This window comes from Streptomyces meridianus (assembly GCF_023703325.1).
GTDB classification, from domain to species: Bacteria; Actinomycetota; Actinomycetes; order Streptomycetales; family Streptomycetaceae; genus Streptomyces; species Streptomyces meridianus.
Genome location: NZ_JAMQGM010000023.1, coordinates 1 through 15,574, shown reverse-complemented (window position 1 = coordinate 15,574; position 15,574 = coordinate 1). Strand labels below are relative to the sequence as shown.

Annotated in this window: 16 protein-coding genes and 1 pseudogene; 8 read left to right on the top strand and 9 right to left on the bottom strand. The window is 71.4% G+C overall.

What is annotated here, in order from left to right; all coding sequences use genetic code 11:
* Window positions 1-35 precede the first annotated feature (35 nt).
* The 3 genes from M1E25_RS10905 to M1E25_RS10895 form a co-directional block, all read right to left on the bottom strand.
* The gene (locus M1E25_RS10905; protein WP_251413291.1) at window positions 36-287 is read right to left on the bottom strand and encodes a hypothetical protein; all 252 of its coding nucleotides are present in this window, start codon (window positions 285-287) and stop codon (window positions 36-38) included.
* On the bottom strand, window positions 284-799 hold the full coding sequence (locus tag M1E25_RS10900) for a sigma factor-like helix-turn-helix DNA-binding protein (protein ID WP_251413289.1): 516 nt from the start codon (window positions 797-799) through the stop codon (window positions 284-286). Before M1E25_RS10900 ends, M1E25_RS10905 begins: the two co-directional genes overlap by 4 nt.
* A 92-nt stretch (window positions 800-891) precedes the next feature.
* The gene (locus M1E25_RS10895) at window positions 892-1,407 is read right to left on the bottom strand and encodes a MarR family winged helix-turn-helix transcriptional regulator (protein WP_251413607.1); all 516 of its coding nucleotides are present in this window, start codon (window positions 1,405-1,407) and stop codon (window positions 892-894) included.
* Between the two features lie 176 nt (window positions 1,408-1,583).
* Here M1E25_RS10895 and ilvA point away from each other — a divergent pair, with 176 nt between their 5' ends.
* From ilvA to M1E25_RS10880, 3 genes are all read left to right on the top strand, one after another.
* Window positions 1,584-2,834, top strand: coding sequence for a threonine ammonia-lyase (gene ilvA, locus M1E25_RS10890; protein WP_251413287.1), 1,251 nt, complete (start codon window positions 1,584-1,586; stop codon window positions 2,832-2,834).
* A 232-nt stretch (window positions 2,835-3,066) separates the two neighbouring features.
* Window positions 3,067-4,080, top strand: a complete 1,014-nt coding sequence (locus tag M1E25_RS10885) for an ATP-binding cassette domain-containing protein (RefSeq protein ID WP_251413284.1) — start codon at window positions 3,067-3,069, stop codon at window positions 4,078-4,080.
* Complete coding sequence (locus tag M1E25_RS10880; RefSeq protein WP_251413282.1) at window positions 4,077-4,946, top strand: ABC transporter permease; 870 nt, start codon at window positions 4,077-4,079, stop codon at window positions 4,944-4,946. The genes M1E25_RS10885 and M1E25_RS10880 overlap by 4 nt, the downstream gene beginning before the upstream one ends.
* Window positions 4,947-5,084: 138 nt before the next feature.
* On the opposite strand, the gene greA is transcribed toward M1E25_RS10880, so the two are convergent.
* Both greA and M1E25_RS10870 read right to left on the bottom strand, forming a co-directional pair.
* The gene (greA, locus tag M1E25_RS10875) at window positions 5,085-5,582 is read right to left on the bottom strand and encodes a transcription elongation factor GreA (RefSeq protein ID WP_251413280.1); all 498 of its coding nucleotides are present in this window, start codon (window positions 5,580-5,582) and stop codon (window positions 5,085-5,087) included.
* 169 nt (window positions 5,583-5,751) lie between these two features.
* Window positions 5,752-6,192, bottom strand: a complete 441-nt coding sequence (locus tag M1E25_RS10870; RefSeq protein WP_251413278.1) for a DUF4307 domain-containing protein — start codon at window positions 6,190-6,192, stop codon at window positions 5,752-5,754.
* Between the two features lie 118 nt (window positions 6,193-6,310).
* Between M1E25_RS10870 and mca the strand changes: the two genes are divergently transcribed.
* The 3 genes from mca (at window position 6,311) to M1E25_RS10855 (ending at window position 9,026) form a co-directional block, all read left to right on the top strand.
* A complete protein-coding gene (gene mca / locus M1E25_RS10865) occupies window positions 6,311-7,183 on the top strand; it encodes a mycothiol conjugate amidase Mca (protein ID WP_251413276.1) in 873 nt (290 codons plus the stop codon).
* A 4-nt stretch (window positions 7,184-7,187) separates the two neighbouring features.
* Window positions 7,188-7,490, top strand: coding sequence for a hypothetical protein (locus tag M1E25_RS10860; protein ID WP_251413274.1), 303 nt, complete (start codon window positions 7,188-7,190; stop codon window positions 7,488-7,490).
* Between the two features lie 315 nt (window positions 7,491-7,805).
* Window positions 7,806-9,026, top strand: coding sequence for an alpha/beta hydrolase family protein (locus M1E25_RS10855; RefSeq protein ID WP_251413271.1), 1,221 nt, complete (start codon window positions 7,806-7,808; stop codon window positions 9,024-9,026).
* Window positions 9,027-9,411: 385 nt separating this feature from the next.
* Here M1E25_RS10855 and M1E25_RS10850 read toward each other — a convergent pair whose 3' ends face one another.
* Both M1E25_RS10850 and M1E25_RS10845 read right to left on the bottom strand, forming a co-directional pair.
* Window positions 9,412-9,825: a PIN domain nuclease gene (locus M1E25_RS10850; RefSeq protein WP_251413270.1), complete on the bottom strand. Its 414-nt coding sequence runs from the start codon at window positions 9,823-9,825 to the stop codon at window positions 9,412-9,414.
* On the bottom strand, window positions 9,822-10,067 hold the full coding sequence (locus M1E25_RS10845) for a type II toxin-antitoxin system VapB family antitoxin (protein WP_251413268.1): 246 nt from the start codon (window positions 10,065-10,067) through the stop codon (window positions 9,822-9,824). The genes M1E25_RS10850 and M1E25_RS10845 overlap by 4 nt, the downstream gene beginning before the upstream one ends.
* A 98-nt stretch (window positions 10,068-10,165) precedes the next feature.
* On the opposite strand from M1E25_RS10845, the gene M1E25_RS10840 reads away from it, so the two are divergent.
* Window positions 10,166-12,217 (top strand): thioredoxin domain-containing protein, encoded by a 2,052-nt coding sequence (locus M1E25_RS10840; protein ID WP_251413266.1) that lies wholly within the window; start codon window positions 10,166-10,168, stop codon window positions 12,215-12,217.
* Window positions 12,218-12,272: 55 nt separating this feature from the next.
* Here the strand turns inward: M1E25_RS10840 and trhA are convergent, their stop codons facing one another.
* Complete coding sequence (trhA, locus tag M1E25_RS10835; protein WP_372500590.1) at window positions 12,273-13,091, bottom strand: PAQR family membrane homeostasis protein TrhA; 819 nt, start codon at window positions 13,089-13,091, stop codon at window positions 12,273-12,275.
* Between the two features lie 257 nt (window positions 13,092-13,348).
* Between trhA and M1E25_RS10830 the strand changes: the two genes are divergently transcribed.
* Entirely contained in the window at window positions 13,349-15,181 is a 1,833-nt protein-coding gene (locus tag M1E25_RS10830) for a phosphoenolpyruvate carboxykinase (GTP) (protein WP_251413263.1), read from the top strand.
* A 258-nt stretch (window positions 15,182-15,439) separates the two neighbouring features.
* Here the strand turns inward: M1E25_RS10830 and M1E25_RS26030 are convergent.
* Window positions 15,440-15,574: pseudogene (locus M1E25_RS26030) on the bottom strand (SCO4983 family protein); the annotation flags it as partial.

Here is a 15,574-nt window from a genome sequence, read left to right as displayed (position 1 = left end):
TGCTCCCCCGTGGGGGCGGGCCGTTCCGCCGTTGTCTACCAGCCGTCGAGCGGGGGAGTGGTGCCGGCCGGTGGTGCGAGCCACGGCTGCGCGGTGACGGCCCACAGGGTGAAGGCCGCGACGGCGACGACGATCAGGACGCCCGCCGCGACCCGCAGCGCCCGGCGGCGGGTGAGCAGCCGGCGTCCCCGTTCGACGGCGAGCCGGGCCAGGTCCGGGGGCACGACGGGATGCGGCCCGTCCAGCATCCGGCGGACCTCCTGCTCCTTGCGGTCGGGGGCGCTCATCGCGACGCCTCCGACAGCGGCGCCGGTTCCTCGGCCGGAGCCGCTCCGGCTCCGGCGGCGCCCGCGTGCCCGCCGGCGGCGGACGGGGCGGGCGAGCTGCGCAGCGTGGCGACGGAGCGGGTGCAGACGGCCCGGATCCGTTCGGCCGGCAGCCCGAGCATGGCGGCCACCTGTTCCTCGTCCACCCCTTCGAAGAGCCGCAGCACGACCACCAGCCGTTCCTGCGGCGTGAGGCGGTCGAGCGCCCCGCCGCACGGATGGCGGTGACGCCGGCCGGTCCGCGCGAACCGGGTGGCCATCTCCTGCCGGGTGCGGGCGTAGGGGTCCTCGCCGTGCAGCCGGTCCCAGACCGTGTAGGTACGGGCGAGGGCCGACGTCAACAGTTTCTCGGCGGCGGCCGGTTCGCCGGTGAGCAGTAGCGAGGCGTGCAGGAGCCGGCCGGCCGCGCCCGCGACGAACGCCGTGAACTCCTGGGCACGACGGTCCTCGTGTGACCTCCGCCGTTCTCGCACCCCGCCTCCCGCTCCTGGAAGCTCCTGTCGGACTTCTGCCCCCGGAACGGGCCGGCCAACAGCTCTCATGGGACGGCAGGCGAGAGCTGCGGTCAAGAGGCCGGGGCCCGGGGAGCCTCCGGCTGCTGGGCCGTTGCGGCCATCCGCTCCGACAGCGCGGAGTTGAAGCGGGTGAGCAGACGGCAGAAGGTCTCGCGTTCGTCCTCCTGCCAGTCCTCGGTCAGCAGGGCCATCAGTTCGCGGCGCGAGGCGCGGACCTCGTCCAGCCGGGTCTTCCCGCGCGGGGAGAGCTGAAGGACCACGGCACGGCCGTCCTCCGGGTGGGAGGTGCGTTTGACCAGCCCGGTCTCGACGAGCGGGGCAACCTGGCGGGTGACGGTCGAGGAGTCGATCCCCATGCCCGCGGCGAGCGCCTTGACGCCCATCGGGCCCTTGCTGTCCAGCCGGCTGAGCAGCAGGTAGGCAGCCCGGTCCATGGAGTTGCGGAGCCGGCCGACACCGCCGAGCCGGGTCTGCTCGGCCCTGCGGGCGAAGACCGCCACCTGGTGCTGGAGATCGTCGAGCAGACCGCTCTCGAGTGCAGTCGACATGTCCTGAGTGGTGGGCATGGCCTCGGCTCGCTTCGTGGTGACGGTCGGATGATTGGGGCACAGGGTACCGGCCCGCTCGAACTCCGCAGCGGTCCGCTCGAACCGGTGCACGACGGGACCGGGCGGACGCTCCCGGAGAGCCCCGCGAGGCTCACGGGAGGCCGGACGGGGCCGGTGCTGGAAGACTTGTGGCCATGTCCGCAGCCTCGGGCAGGACCGAGAGGACGCTCTCCCGGGAACCGCTCGGCGTGACCGTCGAGGACGTGCGCGCCGCCCACCGGACGTTGCGCGGTGTGGCCCGGATGACCGCCCTGGAGGGAAGTCGTCACCTCAGTGCGCTGGTGGGGTCCCCGGTGTCCCTGAAGTGCGAGAACCTGCAACGGACGGGCTCGTTCAAGGTCCGTGGTGCGTATGTGCGCATCGCCGGGCTGACCCCCGCGGAGCGCGCGGCGGGGGTCGTCGCGGCCAGCGCCGGTAACCATGCACAGGGGGTGGCGCTCGCGGCCTCGCTGCTCGGGGTGCGGTCCACGGTCTTCATGCCGTCCGGCGCGCCGCTGCCGAAGGTCGCAGCCACCCGCGAGTACGGCGCGGACGTGGTGATGCACGGCCAGGTCGTGGACGAGACACTGCAGGCGGCCCAGCAGCACGCGCAGGAGACCGGGGCGGTGTTCATCCACCCCTTCGACCACCCTGATGTGGTGGCCGGTCAGGGGACGGTCGGGCTGGAGATCCTCGAGCAGTGCCCCGAAGTGCACACGATCGTGGTGGGGGTCGGCGGGGGCGGCCTGATGGCCGGGATCGCGGTGGCGGTGAAGGCGCTGCGGCCGGACGTGCGGCTGGTCGGGGTGCAGGCGGCGGGCTCGGCGTCGTATCCGCCGTCGCTGGCCGCGGGCCGTCCGGTGGCGCTGGACGCGCCGTCGACGATGGCGGACGGCATCAAGGTGGGCCGTCCCGGTGACGTGCCGTTCAAAATCGTTGGCGGACTGGTCGACGACATTTGTACGGTTTCGGAGGACGAACTGTCCTCGGCGCTGCTGCTGTGCCTGGAGCGGGCGAAGCTGGTGGTCGAGCCGGCCGGGGCGAGTCCGGTGGCGGCGCTGCTGTCGTCCCCGGAGACTTTCGAGGGGCCGGTGGTGGCCGTGCTGTCCGGCGGCAACGTCGACCCGCTGCTCCTCCAGCGGATCCTGCGGCACGGCATGGCCGCGGCGGGCCGGTACCTGTCGCTGCGGCTGAGGCTGACGGACCGTCCGGGGGCTCTGGCCTCCTTGTTGGGGGTGTTGTCGGTGGTGGATGCCAACATTCTCGACGTGGGTCACGTACGGACCGATCCACGGCTGCGGCTGACCGAGGCGGAGGTGGAACTGCATCTGGAGACCAAGGGTGCGGAGCACTGCGCCGAGGTACGGACGGCGCTGAGCGAGGCGGGTTACACCCTGATGCCGTGACCTGGCTCGAATTTCGCGATACATCGAGAAACAGCTTGACGCGATATATCGCGTTGAGGGACAGTGTTCTCGGTTCGTCGCACCGGACTCGTGTCCGGTGCGGGACGGCTCAGAGGGTGTGCGCGGGTGAACGGCCGGTCCAGGACCGCGCCGGCCGCCCCGCAGGCCGCCTCGCGCCGGGAACGGCATCACGCATCACCCCCGAAAACCGAATCGAATCCTGGGAGAATCCATGCCAGGCGCCATTTACGCCGAGGGTCTCGTCAAGACCTTCGGCAAGGTGAGGGCCCTCGACGGTGTCGACCTCGACGTGCCGGAAGGCACCGTGCTGGGCCTGCTCGGCCCCAACGGCGCCGGCAAGACGACCGCCGTCCGGGTGCTCACCACGCTCCTCAGGCCCGACAGCGGCCGTGCCGTCGTCGCAGGCCTCGACGTCCTCCACAAGCCCAACGAGGTTCGCCGCTCCATCGGCCTCTCGGGCCAGTTCGCCGCCGTCGACGAGTACCTCACCGGCCGCGAGAACCTCCAGATGGTGGGTCAGCTCTACCAGATGAGCGCGAGGGCGGCGAAGGCCCGCGCGGGCGAACTGCTCGAGCGCTTCAATCTGGCGGAGGCAGCGGACCGGCCGTCCAAGACCTACTCCGGCGGCATGCGGCGGCGTCTGGACCTCGCCGCGGCCCTCGTCGTCAGCCCGCCCGTGATGTTCATGGACGAGCCGACCACCGGCCTCGACCCGCGCAACCGGCAGCAGCTCTGGGAGGTCATCCAGGAGCTGGTCGCCGGCGGCACCACCCTCCTCCTGACCACGCAGTACCTCGAGGAGGCCGATCATCTCGCGCACGACATCGCCGTCATCGACCACGGCCGGGTCATCGCCCGCGGCACCTCCGACGAGCTCAAGGCGCAGACCGGTGGGGAGCGCGTCGAGGTCGTCGTCCACGACCGGCAGCAGCTCACGCCGGCCACGGAAATCCTGAACCGCTTCGGCCGCGGCGAGACCACCGTCGAACAGCACACCCGCAAGATCACCGTGCCGGTGGCCGGCGGGGCGAAGCTGCTCGCCGAGGTCATCCGCGACCTCGACGCGCAGGGGGTGGAGATCGACGACATCGGCCTGCGCCGTCCCACCCTCGACGACGTGTTCATCTCGCTCACCGGTCACGCCGCGGAGGCGGGCCCCGGTGAGAACGGCAACAACGGCAACGGGGGACCCGACGCCGCGAAGGAAATGGAGGCAGCCCTGTGACCACCGCAACCGAGGTGTCCACGAAGCTCGCGGCACCGGTACCGCGCGGCGGCATCGCCCAGTCCGTGCGGGACTCGCTGGTCGTCGCCCGGCGCAACCTGATCCGGATGATGCGCATCCCCGAGGTCGTCGTCTTCGGGCTCGTCCAGCCGATCATGTTCGTGGTGCTGTTCAGCTACGTCTTCGGCGGCGCCATCGGTGTCCCCGGATCGAGCGGCCCGGCCGACTCCGAGGTCTACCGCGAGTTCCTGATGGCGGGCATCTTCGCGCAGACCGTCACCTTCGCCACGGCGGGCGCGGGCGCGGGCATCGCGGACGACATGCACAAGGGCCTGATCGACCGCTTCCGCTCGCTGCCCATGTCCAGGGGAGCGGTGCTCACCGGCCGCACGCTGGCCGACCTGGCGCAGAGCGCGCTGACGCTCGTCGTGCTCGCCCTGGTGGCCCTGCTCATCGGCTGGCGGGCGCACAACGGCGTGGTCGACATGCTCGCCGGCTTCGGCCTGCTGCTCCTGCTCGGCTACGCCTTCTCCTGGATCGGTGCGCTGATCGGCCTGACGGTGCGGACCCCGGAGGCGGCCACGTCCGGCGGGCTGATCTGGCTCTTCCCGCTGACGTTCGTCTCGATCGCCTTCGTGCCGTCCAGCAGCATGCCGACGGTGCTGCAGCACATCGCCGAGTGGAACCCGTTCAGCGCCACCGTGCAGGCCACCCGCGAACTCTTCGGGAACCTCCCGGCCGGCTACCCGGTCCCGGACGCCTGGCCCATGCAGCACCCGGTCCTGGCCTCGGCGATCTGGTCGGTCCTGATCATCATGTTCTTCCGGACCCTGGCGGTGCGCAAGTACCGCTCCGCGACGGCCTGAGCCCAGCCGGTACGGGGGCGGGCGCACCGCCCCCTGCCGGTTCGGTCTGTCGTGGCCGTCGCACCGCGCGGGTTGCGGCGGACGAGCGAAACCCCCCGGCGCTCGGTGCCGGGGGGTTTCGTCGCTGAGCGAGGCGGATCAGCCCTGGTACGGCTTCGCCTCGAGGATCTTCACGGAGGCGGTACGGCCGTTCGGCAGCTCGTACTCGGCCTCCTCGCCCACCTTCTTGCCGTTCACGCCGATGCCGAGCGGCGACTGCGGCGAGTAGGTCTCGATGTCCGAGCTCGCGTACTCGCGGGAAGCGAGAAGGAAGGTCGTGGTGTCGTCCGGGTCGCCGTCGAAGGCGATGGTCACCACCATGCCCGGCTCGACGATGCCGTCGTCGGGGGGAGCAGCACCCACCTTGGCGTGCTGGAGCAGCTGGGTCAGCTGGCGGACCCGGAGCTCCTGCTTGCCCTGTTCCTCCTTGGCCGCGTGGTATCCGCCGTTCTCCCGCAGGTCACCCTCTTCCCGAGCGGCCGCGATCTTCGCCGCGATCTCGGTACGTGCGGGACCCGACAGGTACTCCAGCTCGGCCTTGAGCTGGTTGTACGCCTCCTGGGTGAGCCAGGTGACGTTGTCGCTGGTCTGGGTCACAGGTGCTCCTCGTCGGTACTGGGATACAAAGCGTCGCCCTACCCGTCAGAGTTGCGCCTGCACGGGTGGGCGAAACCACGAGCCTAACAATTTCGGCTCAAAAGGGGGAGGATGTTCCCTGCGGATTTTTTCGGAACCGCTGGTCAAGCCCGCTGGAGGCGGCTCGGCCTCAGCGGTCCCCGGCCGGCGTGCAGCCGATCAGCTCCGCGGCGGTGGCGCGCTTCGTGGTCCGGACGGTCGTGACCCGGTCCACCCGGCCGTCGGTGTCCGTGAACCGGACGTCCTTGCGGCCCACCTCGCCCTTCGCGACGTCGAGGGCTCGCACCGTGCACACCCCGTGCACGCCGGGCTCCTTGCGGACCTCGAGATGCACGTCGACGGCTCGGTCGGAGACCACCTTGAACTTGATCATCTCGCCGCTGACGTCCTGCCCGGACACGTAGGAGAAGCCCGACCACGCGACGAACGCAACCAGCAGGGTTCCCAGCACGGCCCCCACCGCCTTCAGCCTTCGGTCGGCGGCCGCGTCCGCGTCCGCGGAGACGCCGTACCGGCCCGGGGCCCGCGCTGCGGCGACGCCCCGGGGCGAGCCGTCGCGGGTGGCGGTCATGGCGGATCCTCCAGAGGACGGGGACCACGGAATTATCGGCCCCTCGTTTGGGTCACTATAGAAGGCGCCCGATCCGGCCGACGAGCGGGCCGTTACCGACCGAGACCGAGGACGAGTCTTGACCGAGCAACTGCGACTGATGGCAGTCCACGCCCACCCCGACGACGAGTCGAGCAAGGGCGCGGCCACCATGGCCAAGTACGTGTCCGAGGGGGTGGATGTGCTCGTCGCGACGTGCACGGGCGGCGAGCGCGGCTCCATCCTCAACCCGAAGCTGCAGGGCGACGCGTACATCGAGACGAACATCCGCGAGGTCCGTGCCAAGGAGATGGAGGAGGCCCGCCAGATCCTGGGCGTCCGGCAGGCATGGCTCGGTTTCGTGGACTCGGGGCTTCCGGAGGGGGACCCGCTGCCGCCGCTGCCCGACGGCTGCTTCGCGCTGGAGGACGTCGACGAGGCCGCCGGTGCCCTGGTGAAGCTCATCCGCGAGTTCAAGCCGCACGTGGTCACCACGTACGACGAGAACGGCGGGTACCCGCACCCCGACCACATCATGACCCACAAGATCTCCGTGGTCGCCTTCGATGCGGCCGGCGACCCCGAGCGCTATCCCGACGCCGGCGAGCCCTGGCAGCCGCAGAAGCTCTACTACAACCAGGGCTTCAACCGGCCGCGCACTCTTGCCCTGCACGAGGCGCTGCTCGCCCGCGGCATGGAGTCGCCCTACGGCGAGTGGCTCGAGCGCTGGAAGGAGTTCCAGCGGCCGGAGCGCACCCTGACCACGCACGTTCCGTGCGCGGACTTCTACCCCGTGCGCGACCGGGCGCTCATCGCCCACGCCACCCAGATCGACCCCGAGGGCGGCTGGTTCAAGGTCCCCATGCCCATCCAGCAGGAGGTGTGGCCGACCGAGGAGTACGAGCTCGTGAGGTCGCACGTGGAGACCTCCATCCCCGAGGACGACCTCTTCGCAGGCATCCGGAAGAATTGAGCACATGACCATTCCCAGCACCCTCCTGGCCACCTCGCAGCTCGTCCCGTTCGCCAGGGAACTGGACGAGAACAAGGTGACGCCGGGCGTCCTCGGGTTCATCGTCTTCGCACTCCTCGGTGGCGCGGTGTGGATGCTGATGAAGAACATGAACAAGCAGTTCACGAAGATCGACTTCGACGAGGGGCCGGGGCGGGACACTCCGGACACCGGCAGCGCCGCGACCGCCGATGCCGGAGCGACGGCGGAGCGGAACACCGCCTCGGCGCCGAAGGCCGGCCCGGCGGCTGACCCACGGCAGAACTGACCGGCGTCCCCGGGCGGGCAGGGCACCGGCCGCCTGCCCGGGGAGGGCCGTTCGACGGTCGGGCCGGAGCCCGGTCCTGCCGGGACGTCCGAGGGGGAGCCCGCCGATGGGACGCACTCGCCGTGCCGCATCACTCCAGCTGCGCCCCCGGCCGAGGCCGGGCGGTCCGGCGAAGCACTTCTCCGGCCCCCTGGCCGGTGCACGGCGCTGCTTCGCCCCTGAGTCGGCTGCGGGCTGGAACTCGGTGGTGTGCCAGGGGCGGACTCCACCCCGCGAGGGATCCCGCCGTCGGGCAGGGGGCGGAGAGTGGCCGGTATGCGTACGCAACCGGCGGCGGTCACCGCCGCAATCGTCCTCTGCCTCACTGCCGGAACAGCAGCGGCAGCCATCCCCCCGCCCGAACCCCCCGCCCGGCAGGGCGTGCGGTTCACGCTGCCGGAGCCGACGGGCCGGCTGCCCGTGGGCAGCACCGAACTCCACCTCGTCGACCACGACCGGAAGGACCCCTGGGTCGCCGGCAGGGACCGGGAACTGATGGTCACTCTCTGGTACCCGGCCCGCGGCACGCGCGGGTATTCACGCCGGCCGTACATGCCGCCGGGCGTCGCGCGCGTTGTCGACGCGTCCGGCTCGTTCGGGCTCGCAGAGCCCGGCCAGGTGGACTGGGCGGGTGTCCTGACGGATGCGGGCGCGGGTGCCCCGGCCGACGGCCGCAAGGGCCGGGCGGTCGTGCTGTACTCGCCGGGACTGCAGATGCTCCGATCACTGGGCACGTCGACGGCGACGGAACTGGCGAGCCGCGGCTACGTCGTCGTGACCATCGACCACACCTACGAGACGCCTGCCGTGGAATTCCCCGCGGGCCGGGTCGAGCTGCAGAAGCCGATGTCCGGAGAGGACGACCTCAGGAAGGCCATCCGGACCCGGGTGCGCGACACCCGGTTCGTCCTCGATCAGCTCGAGGTGCTGCACGGCGGCCGGAATCCGGACGCCGAGGGGCGCCGTCTGCCCCGTGGTCTGGCCCGGACGCTCGATCCGGGGCGGACAGGGATGTTCGGGCATTCGGGTGGAGGCGCCACCGCAGCCGAGACCATGCGCGTGGACCGCCGGGTCGACGCGGGCATCAACATGGACGGCACTCTCCAGTACAACGACACCGACTTCCTGCCTGTGGCGCGCCAGGGACTGGAACGCCCCTTCATGCTCCTGGGCAAGGAGAACCAGACCCACCTGAACAAGCCGTCCTGGCAGTCCCTGTGGAACCGGTCGACGGGCTGGAAGCGCGACCTGAGCCTGAAGGACGCCGCCCACTTCAGTTACACGGACGCGCAGTCCTTCGTGCCGGCTCTCGACGAGCAACTGGGCGTCCCGGCCCGGACCCGCGAGCAGTACATCGGCACTGTCGACCCCGGACGCAGCACCTCGGCCCAACGCGCCTACATCGCAGCGTTCTTCGACCAGCACCTGCGTGACCGGCCGCGCGACCTGCTGGACGGGCCGTCCCCCGCGCACCCGGACGTGCGGTTCGTGCGGTGACCGCGCACCAGGACCGGGCGAGAGCGGGAAGCGCGTCCCGATACCGAGCCGCGCGACCACTCCGGGGTGCCCTGCACAGCCGGCTGACGGCCGTGGTCCGACTGCACCGCGGCCGCTGCCCCGTTGGCTTTCGTCGCCGTAACGGCCGCTCCCGGAACAACGGCTCCTGCCGCACGGTGCTTTGCGGCGTACGGCCGGTCAGCCGAGCCGACCTGTGGGGGACCTGACAGCGCGACCTCCGGTTCGTCCACGAGCGCGATGAGTGCAGGGCGTTCGTGGTCCGGGAGGCTGCTGACGACGGCGGCCTCCCGGCAGAGGGCGATGGGTGTGTGCGTCGGCCGCGGCGATGCGGCGGCGTCGTCGGGCGGCGACTTGTGGCAGCGCTCTACGGCCGGGAGTCGTCCGTGAGCATCAATGTGGGTTGCCCGCTGTGCCGCGCGATCGTCTCGAAGTCGCGGTCGCAGTGCAGCAGGATGAGGCCGGACAGTTCGGCCACCGTTGCGACGAGAAGGTCGACCGGTCCGGCGCTGCGGTGCTCGCCGTGATCGACAAGAGTCTGCTGGACCTGCAGGGCCCGTCGGAAGGCACCGTCCGGGATCGGTGCCCAGGCGTAGAACCCGCTCAGACACTGCTGCATCTGCTTGTGGTGTGCGGATGACCGTGCGGAGCGCAGAACCTCCATCTCCGTGACCTCGCACATGCCGACCAGTCCGGAGTCGAGCGCTTCTCCCCACCCCCAGGTGTCCGCGCCGTGGCGCAGGAAGCGTGCCACCGCCGAGGTGTCGGCCAGGTACTTCACGCAGCCTGGCCCTGGTCGTCGTCGCCGGGGGTGGGGCGGTAGGCGGCCTTGTCCGTCAGGGCATCGAGGTCCAGGGCTTCCGCGGCGATGCGCTCTGCCGCCATGCGTGCCTCGTGGCGCTTGACCCGGTCACTGACCTCCCGCAGAGCGCGGTTGACGGTGTCCTTCTTCGTCTTGGTGCCGAACGCGTCCTGCGCTACGGCCAGTGCTTCTTCGTCGATTTCGATCAGTGTCTTGCTCATGCGACCCCACCTTCGTATATCCAAAATCTATCACGGATACATGGAAGGGGCGGATGCGTGACGGCGGCCTCGGGCCGGCGATGCGCCAGGATGGACACATGCCGAACCGACTGGCTCACGAGACGTCCCCCTATCTCCTCCAGCACGCCGACAACCCGGTGGACTGGTGGCCCTGGTCCGACGAGGCGTTCGCGGAGGCGCGGCGGCGCGACGTGCCCGTCCTCCTGAGCGTCGGCTACTCCAGCTGCCACTGGTGCCACGTGATGGCCCGCGAATCGTTCGAGGACGAGGCCGCCGCGGCCTACCTCAACGAGCACTTCGTCTCCGTGAAGGTGGACCGGGAGGAGCGGCCCGACGTCGACGCCGTCTACATGGAGGCCGTGCAGGCGGCCACCGGCCAGGGCGGCTGGCCGATGACGGTGTTCCTCACCCCCGAGGCCGAGCCGTTCTACTTCGGCACCTACTTCCCGCCCGCCCCGCGCCACGGCATGCCCGCCTTCCGTCAGGTCCTCCAAGGAGTGCGCGACGCCTGGGCCGAGCGGCGCGAGGAGGTCGGCGAGGTCGCCGGCCGCATCGTCCGCGATCTGGCCTCGCGCACCCTGGCACTCGGCGCCGCGGAGCCCGTCCCGCCGGCCGAGGAAGACCTGCACGCCGCGCTGCTGGAGCTCACCCGGAACTACGACGCCTCCCGCGGCGGTTTCGGCGACGCGCCCAAGTTCCCGCCGTCGATGGTGCTGGAGTTCCTGCTGCGTCACCATGCGCGCACCGGCTCGGAGGGCGCCCTCCGGATGGCCGCCGACACCTGCGAGGCCATGGCCCGTGGCGGCATGTACGACCAGCTCGGCGGCGGTTTCGCGCGCTACTCGGTGGACCGGGACTGGATCGTTCCGCACTTCGAGAAGATGCTCCACGACAACGCCCTGCTCTGCCGGGCCTACGCCCACCTCTGGCGCGCCACCGGCTCCGGCCTCGCCCGCCGGGTCGCGCTGGAGACGGCCGACTTCCTGGTGCGCGAACTGCTCACCCCGGAGGGCGGGTTCGCCTCCGCGCTGGACGCCGACAGCGACGACGGCAAGGGCGGCCACGCCGAGGGCGCCTTCTACGTCTGGACGCCCGGCGAACTGCGCGAGGTGCTCGGCGAGCAGGACGCGGCCTTCGCGGCCGAGTACTTCGCGGTGACGGACGAGGGCAGCTTCGAGAAGGGCACCTCCGTCCTCCGGCTGCCGCGTGGCCTCGGGGACGAGCCGTCGGAGGCCGAGGCCGAGCGCGTCGCGTCGGTGCGCGAGCGGCTGTTCGCCGCGCGAGAGGAGCGTCCGCGCCCCGGCCGCGACGACAAGGTGGTGGCCGCCTGGAACGGCCTGGCGATCGCCGCCCTGGCCGAGACCGGCGCCTACTTCGACCGCCCCGACCTGATCGACGCGGCGACCGGTGCGGCGGACCTGCTGGTGCGGGTCCACATGGGGTACGACGGGCGGCTGGCCCGCACCTCGCGCGACGGCGCGGCCGGCGCGAACTCCGGCGTGCTGGAGGACTACGCCGATGTCGCCGAGGGCTTCCTCACCCTCGCGTCGGTCACCGGTGAGGGGGTGTGGGTGGAGTTCGCCGGCCTGCTGCTCGACACCGTGCTCCGCCACTTCACCGCCGAGGACGGCTCGTTGTTCGACACGGCCGACGACGGTGAGGCCCTGATCAGGCGGCCCCAGGACCCCACGGACAATGCCGTTCCCTCGGGGTGGACGGCAGCGGCCGGCGCCCTGCTGTCGTACGCCGCGGGCACGGGCAGCGAGCGGCACCGGGAGGCGGCCGAGCGGGCGCTCGGGGTGGTGAAGGCGCTGGCGTCGCGCGCCCCCCGGTTCGTCGGCTGGGGGCTTGCGGTGGCCGAGGCGGCGCTGGCCGGCCCGCGCGAGGTGGCCGTCGTGGGGCCGGAGGGCGACCCGGCCACCCGGGAGCTCCACCGCGCCGCCCTGCTGGGGACCTCACCCGGCGCGGTCGTGGCCGTCGGACCCCCGGGGTCGGGCGAGGTTCCCCTGCTGGAGGGGCGGGAGCCGGTGGACGGCAGGCCGGCCGCGTACGTCTGCCGCCACTTCACCTGCGAGGCGCCGACGACGGACCCCGCCGCTCTCGCCGAGACCCTGGGCGTCCGTACGTGACGGTGGGCCCGCGGACCGGTGACGGCCGCGGGCCGTCACGGCGGCATCGCCCGCCTCAGGCGTGCCGGTAGGCGACCAGCGAGATCCCCACGTAGTGCACGACGAACGCTGCCAGCGTCAGGGAGTGGAACACCTCGTGGAAACCGAACCAGCGCGGTGACGGGTTCGGGCGCTTCAGGCCGTAGATGACCCCGCCCGCGCTGTAGAGCAGACCGCCGACGACCACGAGGACGAGCACCGCGACCCCGCCCTTGTGCAGGAAGTCGGGGAGGAAGAAGACGGCCGCCCAGCCCATGGCGATGTAGCAGGGCGTGTAGAGCCAGCGGGGCGCGCCGACCCAGAAGACCCGGAAGGCTATGCCCGCCACGGCGGCGGCCCAGATCCCCCACAGCAGTGCCTGCCCCTGGCCGCCGGGGATGAGCAGGATCGACAGCGGGGTGTAGGTGCCGGCGATGATCAGGAAGATGTTGGCGTGGTCGAGGCGACGCAGGACCGCGTTCGTCCGCGGGCTCCAGTTGCCGCGGTGGTAGAGCGCGCTCACGCCGAACAGCAGCCCGGCGGTGAGGGTGTACACGGCGCAGGCGACGCGGCCGCGCGTGCTGTCCGCGAGCGCCGTCAGGAAGATCCCCGCGGCGAGCGCGGCGGGGAACATGCCGGCGTGCAGCCACCCACGGAGCCGGGGCTTGACCTGGTCCGGGATGTGGAGGGCGCGGGCGACGGCGGCCTTGGCCCCGCCGCTGCCGGAACCGTCGGGCCCGGAACCGTCGGGCCCGGATTCGTCGTGCCGTGGTCCGGAGGCGGGTTCGGCGGGCGCGCCAAGGGGGTCGGCGGTTTCGAACGATGCGTCGGAGGGGCCGGCAGTCATGGGGATCATGTTACCTACGGAACCGTAAGTTACTGATCCGTGCCGAGTGGTGATGGTCACGACAGCGCCCTCTGGACAGATGACGATTCTGGCCGGATGATCAAATGAGTACGGTCGGCACCGGATGAGCGGTCACGAAGCATCCGGGTCGCGGCCCCCACGGGGTGACTACTTCACAGACGGGCTCGGGGCGTCGGACGCCACGGGTCCGACAACCCTCGACAAGTGACGCCGGAGCGGCAGGGCACCGGCGGGACGGAGCGATCGTGGCGCGCAGCAATGCGGCTCCCACCACCCTCACCAACCACCGGGAGCTGATCTCCTGGGTCGACGAGATCGCCGCTCTCACCGAGCCGGCCGAGGTCGTCTGGTGCGACGGATCCGAGGCCGAGTACGAGCGCCTGTGCGAGGAGCTCGTCGCGAAGGGCACGTTCAGGAAGCTCGACCCGATCAAGCGGCCGAACTCGTACTACGCCGCCTCCGACCCCCGGGACGTGGCCCGCGTCGAGGACCGCACCTTCATCTGCTCCGAGAAGGAGGAGGACGCGGGCCCGACGAACCACTGGAAGGCCCCGGCGGAGATGAAGGACATCTTCACCGGCGAGAAGGGCATCTTCCGCGGCTCGATGCGTGGCCGCACGATGTACGTCGTGCCGTTCTGCATGGGCCCGCTGGGCTCCCCGCTGTCGGCCATCGGCGTCGAGATCACCGACTCCGCCTACGTCGCCGTCTCGATGCGCACCATGACGCGCATGGGGCAGGCCGTCCTCGACGAGCTCGGCGACGACGGCTTCTTCGTCAGGGCCGTGCACACCCTCGGGGCTCCGCTCGCCGAGGGCGAGGCGGACGTCCCGTGGCCGTGCAACAGCACCAAGTACATCTCGCACTTCCCGGAGACCCGCGAGATCTGGTCCTACGGCTCCGGCTACGGCGGGAACGCCCTGCTGGGCAAGAAGTGCTACGCGCTGCGCATCGCCTCGGTGATGGCCCGCGACGAGGGCTGGCTGGCCGAGCACATGCTGGTCCTCAAGCTCACCCCGCCGCAGGGCGAGGCCAGGTACGTGGCCGCCGCCTTCCCGTCCGCCTGCGGCAAGACCAACCTCGCCATGCTGGAGCCGACCATCCCCGGCTGGACCGTGGAGACCATCGGCGACGACATCGCCTGGATGCGCTTCGGCGAGGACGGCCGCCTCTACGCCATCAACCCGGAGGCCGGCTTCTTCGGCGTCGCACCCGGCACCGGCGAGCACACCAACGCCAACGCCATGAAGACCCTGTGGGGCAACTCGGTCTTCACCAATGTCGCCCTGACCGACGACGGCGACGTCTGGTGGGAGGGCATGACCGAGGACAAGCCGGCCCACCTCACGGACTGGAAGGGCAACGACTGGACGCCGGAGTCCGGGACCCCGGCGGCCCATCCCAACGCCCGCTTCACCGTTCCGGCGGGCCAGTGCCCGACCATCGCGCCGGAGTGGGAGGACCCGAAGGGTGTGCCGATCTCGGCGATCCTCTTCGGTGGCCGCCGGGCCACGGCCGTCCCGCTGGTGACCGAGTCCCTCTCCTGGCAGCACGGCGTCTTCCTGGGCGCGAACGTCGCGTCCGAGAAGACCGCCGCCGCCGAGGGCAAGGTCGGCGAGCTGCGCCGCGACCCGTTCGCCATGCTGCCGTTCTGCGGCTACAACATGGGCGACTACATGGGGCACTGGGTCAAGGTGGGGCAGTCCGCCGTCGACAAGGGGCACCGGTCCGAACTGCCGAAGATCTACTACGTCAACTGGTTCCGCAAGGACGCCGAGGGCCGCTTCGTGTGGCCCGGCTTCGGCGAGAACAGCCGCGTGCTCAAGTGGATCGTGGAGCGCCTCGACGGCAAGGCCGACGGTGTGGAGACCCCGATCGGCGTGCTGCCGACCCGGGAGGCCCTCGACACCAACGGCCTGGACATCGCGGACGGCGACCTCGAACTGCTGCTCACGGTCGACAAGGACGTCTGGCGGGACGAGGCGGCGCTCGTGCCGGAACACCTCAACACGTTCGGCGACCACGCGCCGAAGGAGCTGTGGGACGAGTACCGGGCGCTCGTCCAGCGCCTGGGATAGCCGGGGTGCGGGCCGGGGGCTCTCGTCATCCTGCGGTCCGCAGCGCCGGGCACGGTTCCGGCGGAGTGTGTCCTGATCGTTGCGATCCGGGTGCGCGCCGCCGGTGCTTCCTGATCGGCCGGCCAGGGATGGCCCCGACCAGTGCCGCTCCCGGCTGAGGCGGCCGATCAGGTGCTGCCGGAGGCCGGGACACGACGCCTGTCGTGTCCCGGCCTCCGGTGTTTCCGGGGTCGCTTCCGGTGCCCGGGCCCGCGTGCGTCAGGCGCTGCGGGGGCCGGCGGGTTCGGCCAGCGCCGCCGCGTGCGCATCCATGCGTTCCGCGGCGAGGATGGCCGCCGCGGTGTCGGCCCGGGAGGCGGCGACGACGAGCGCCCGCCCGGCCAGCGTGTGCGC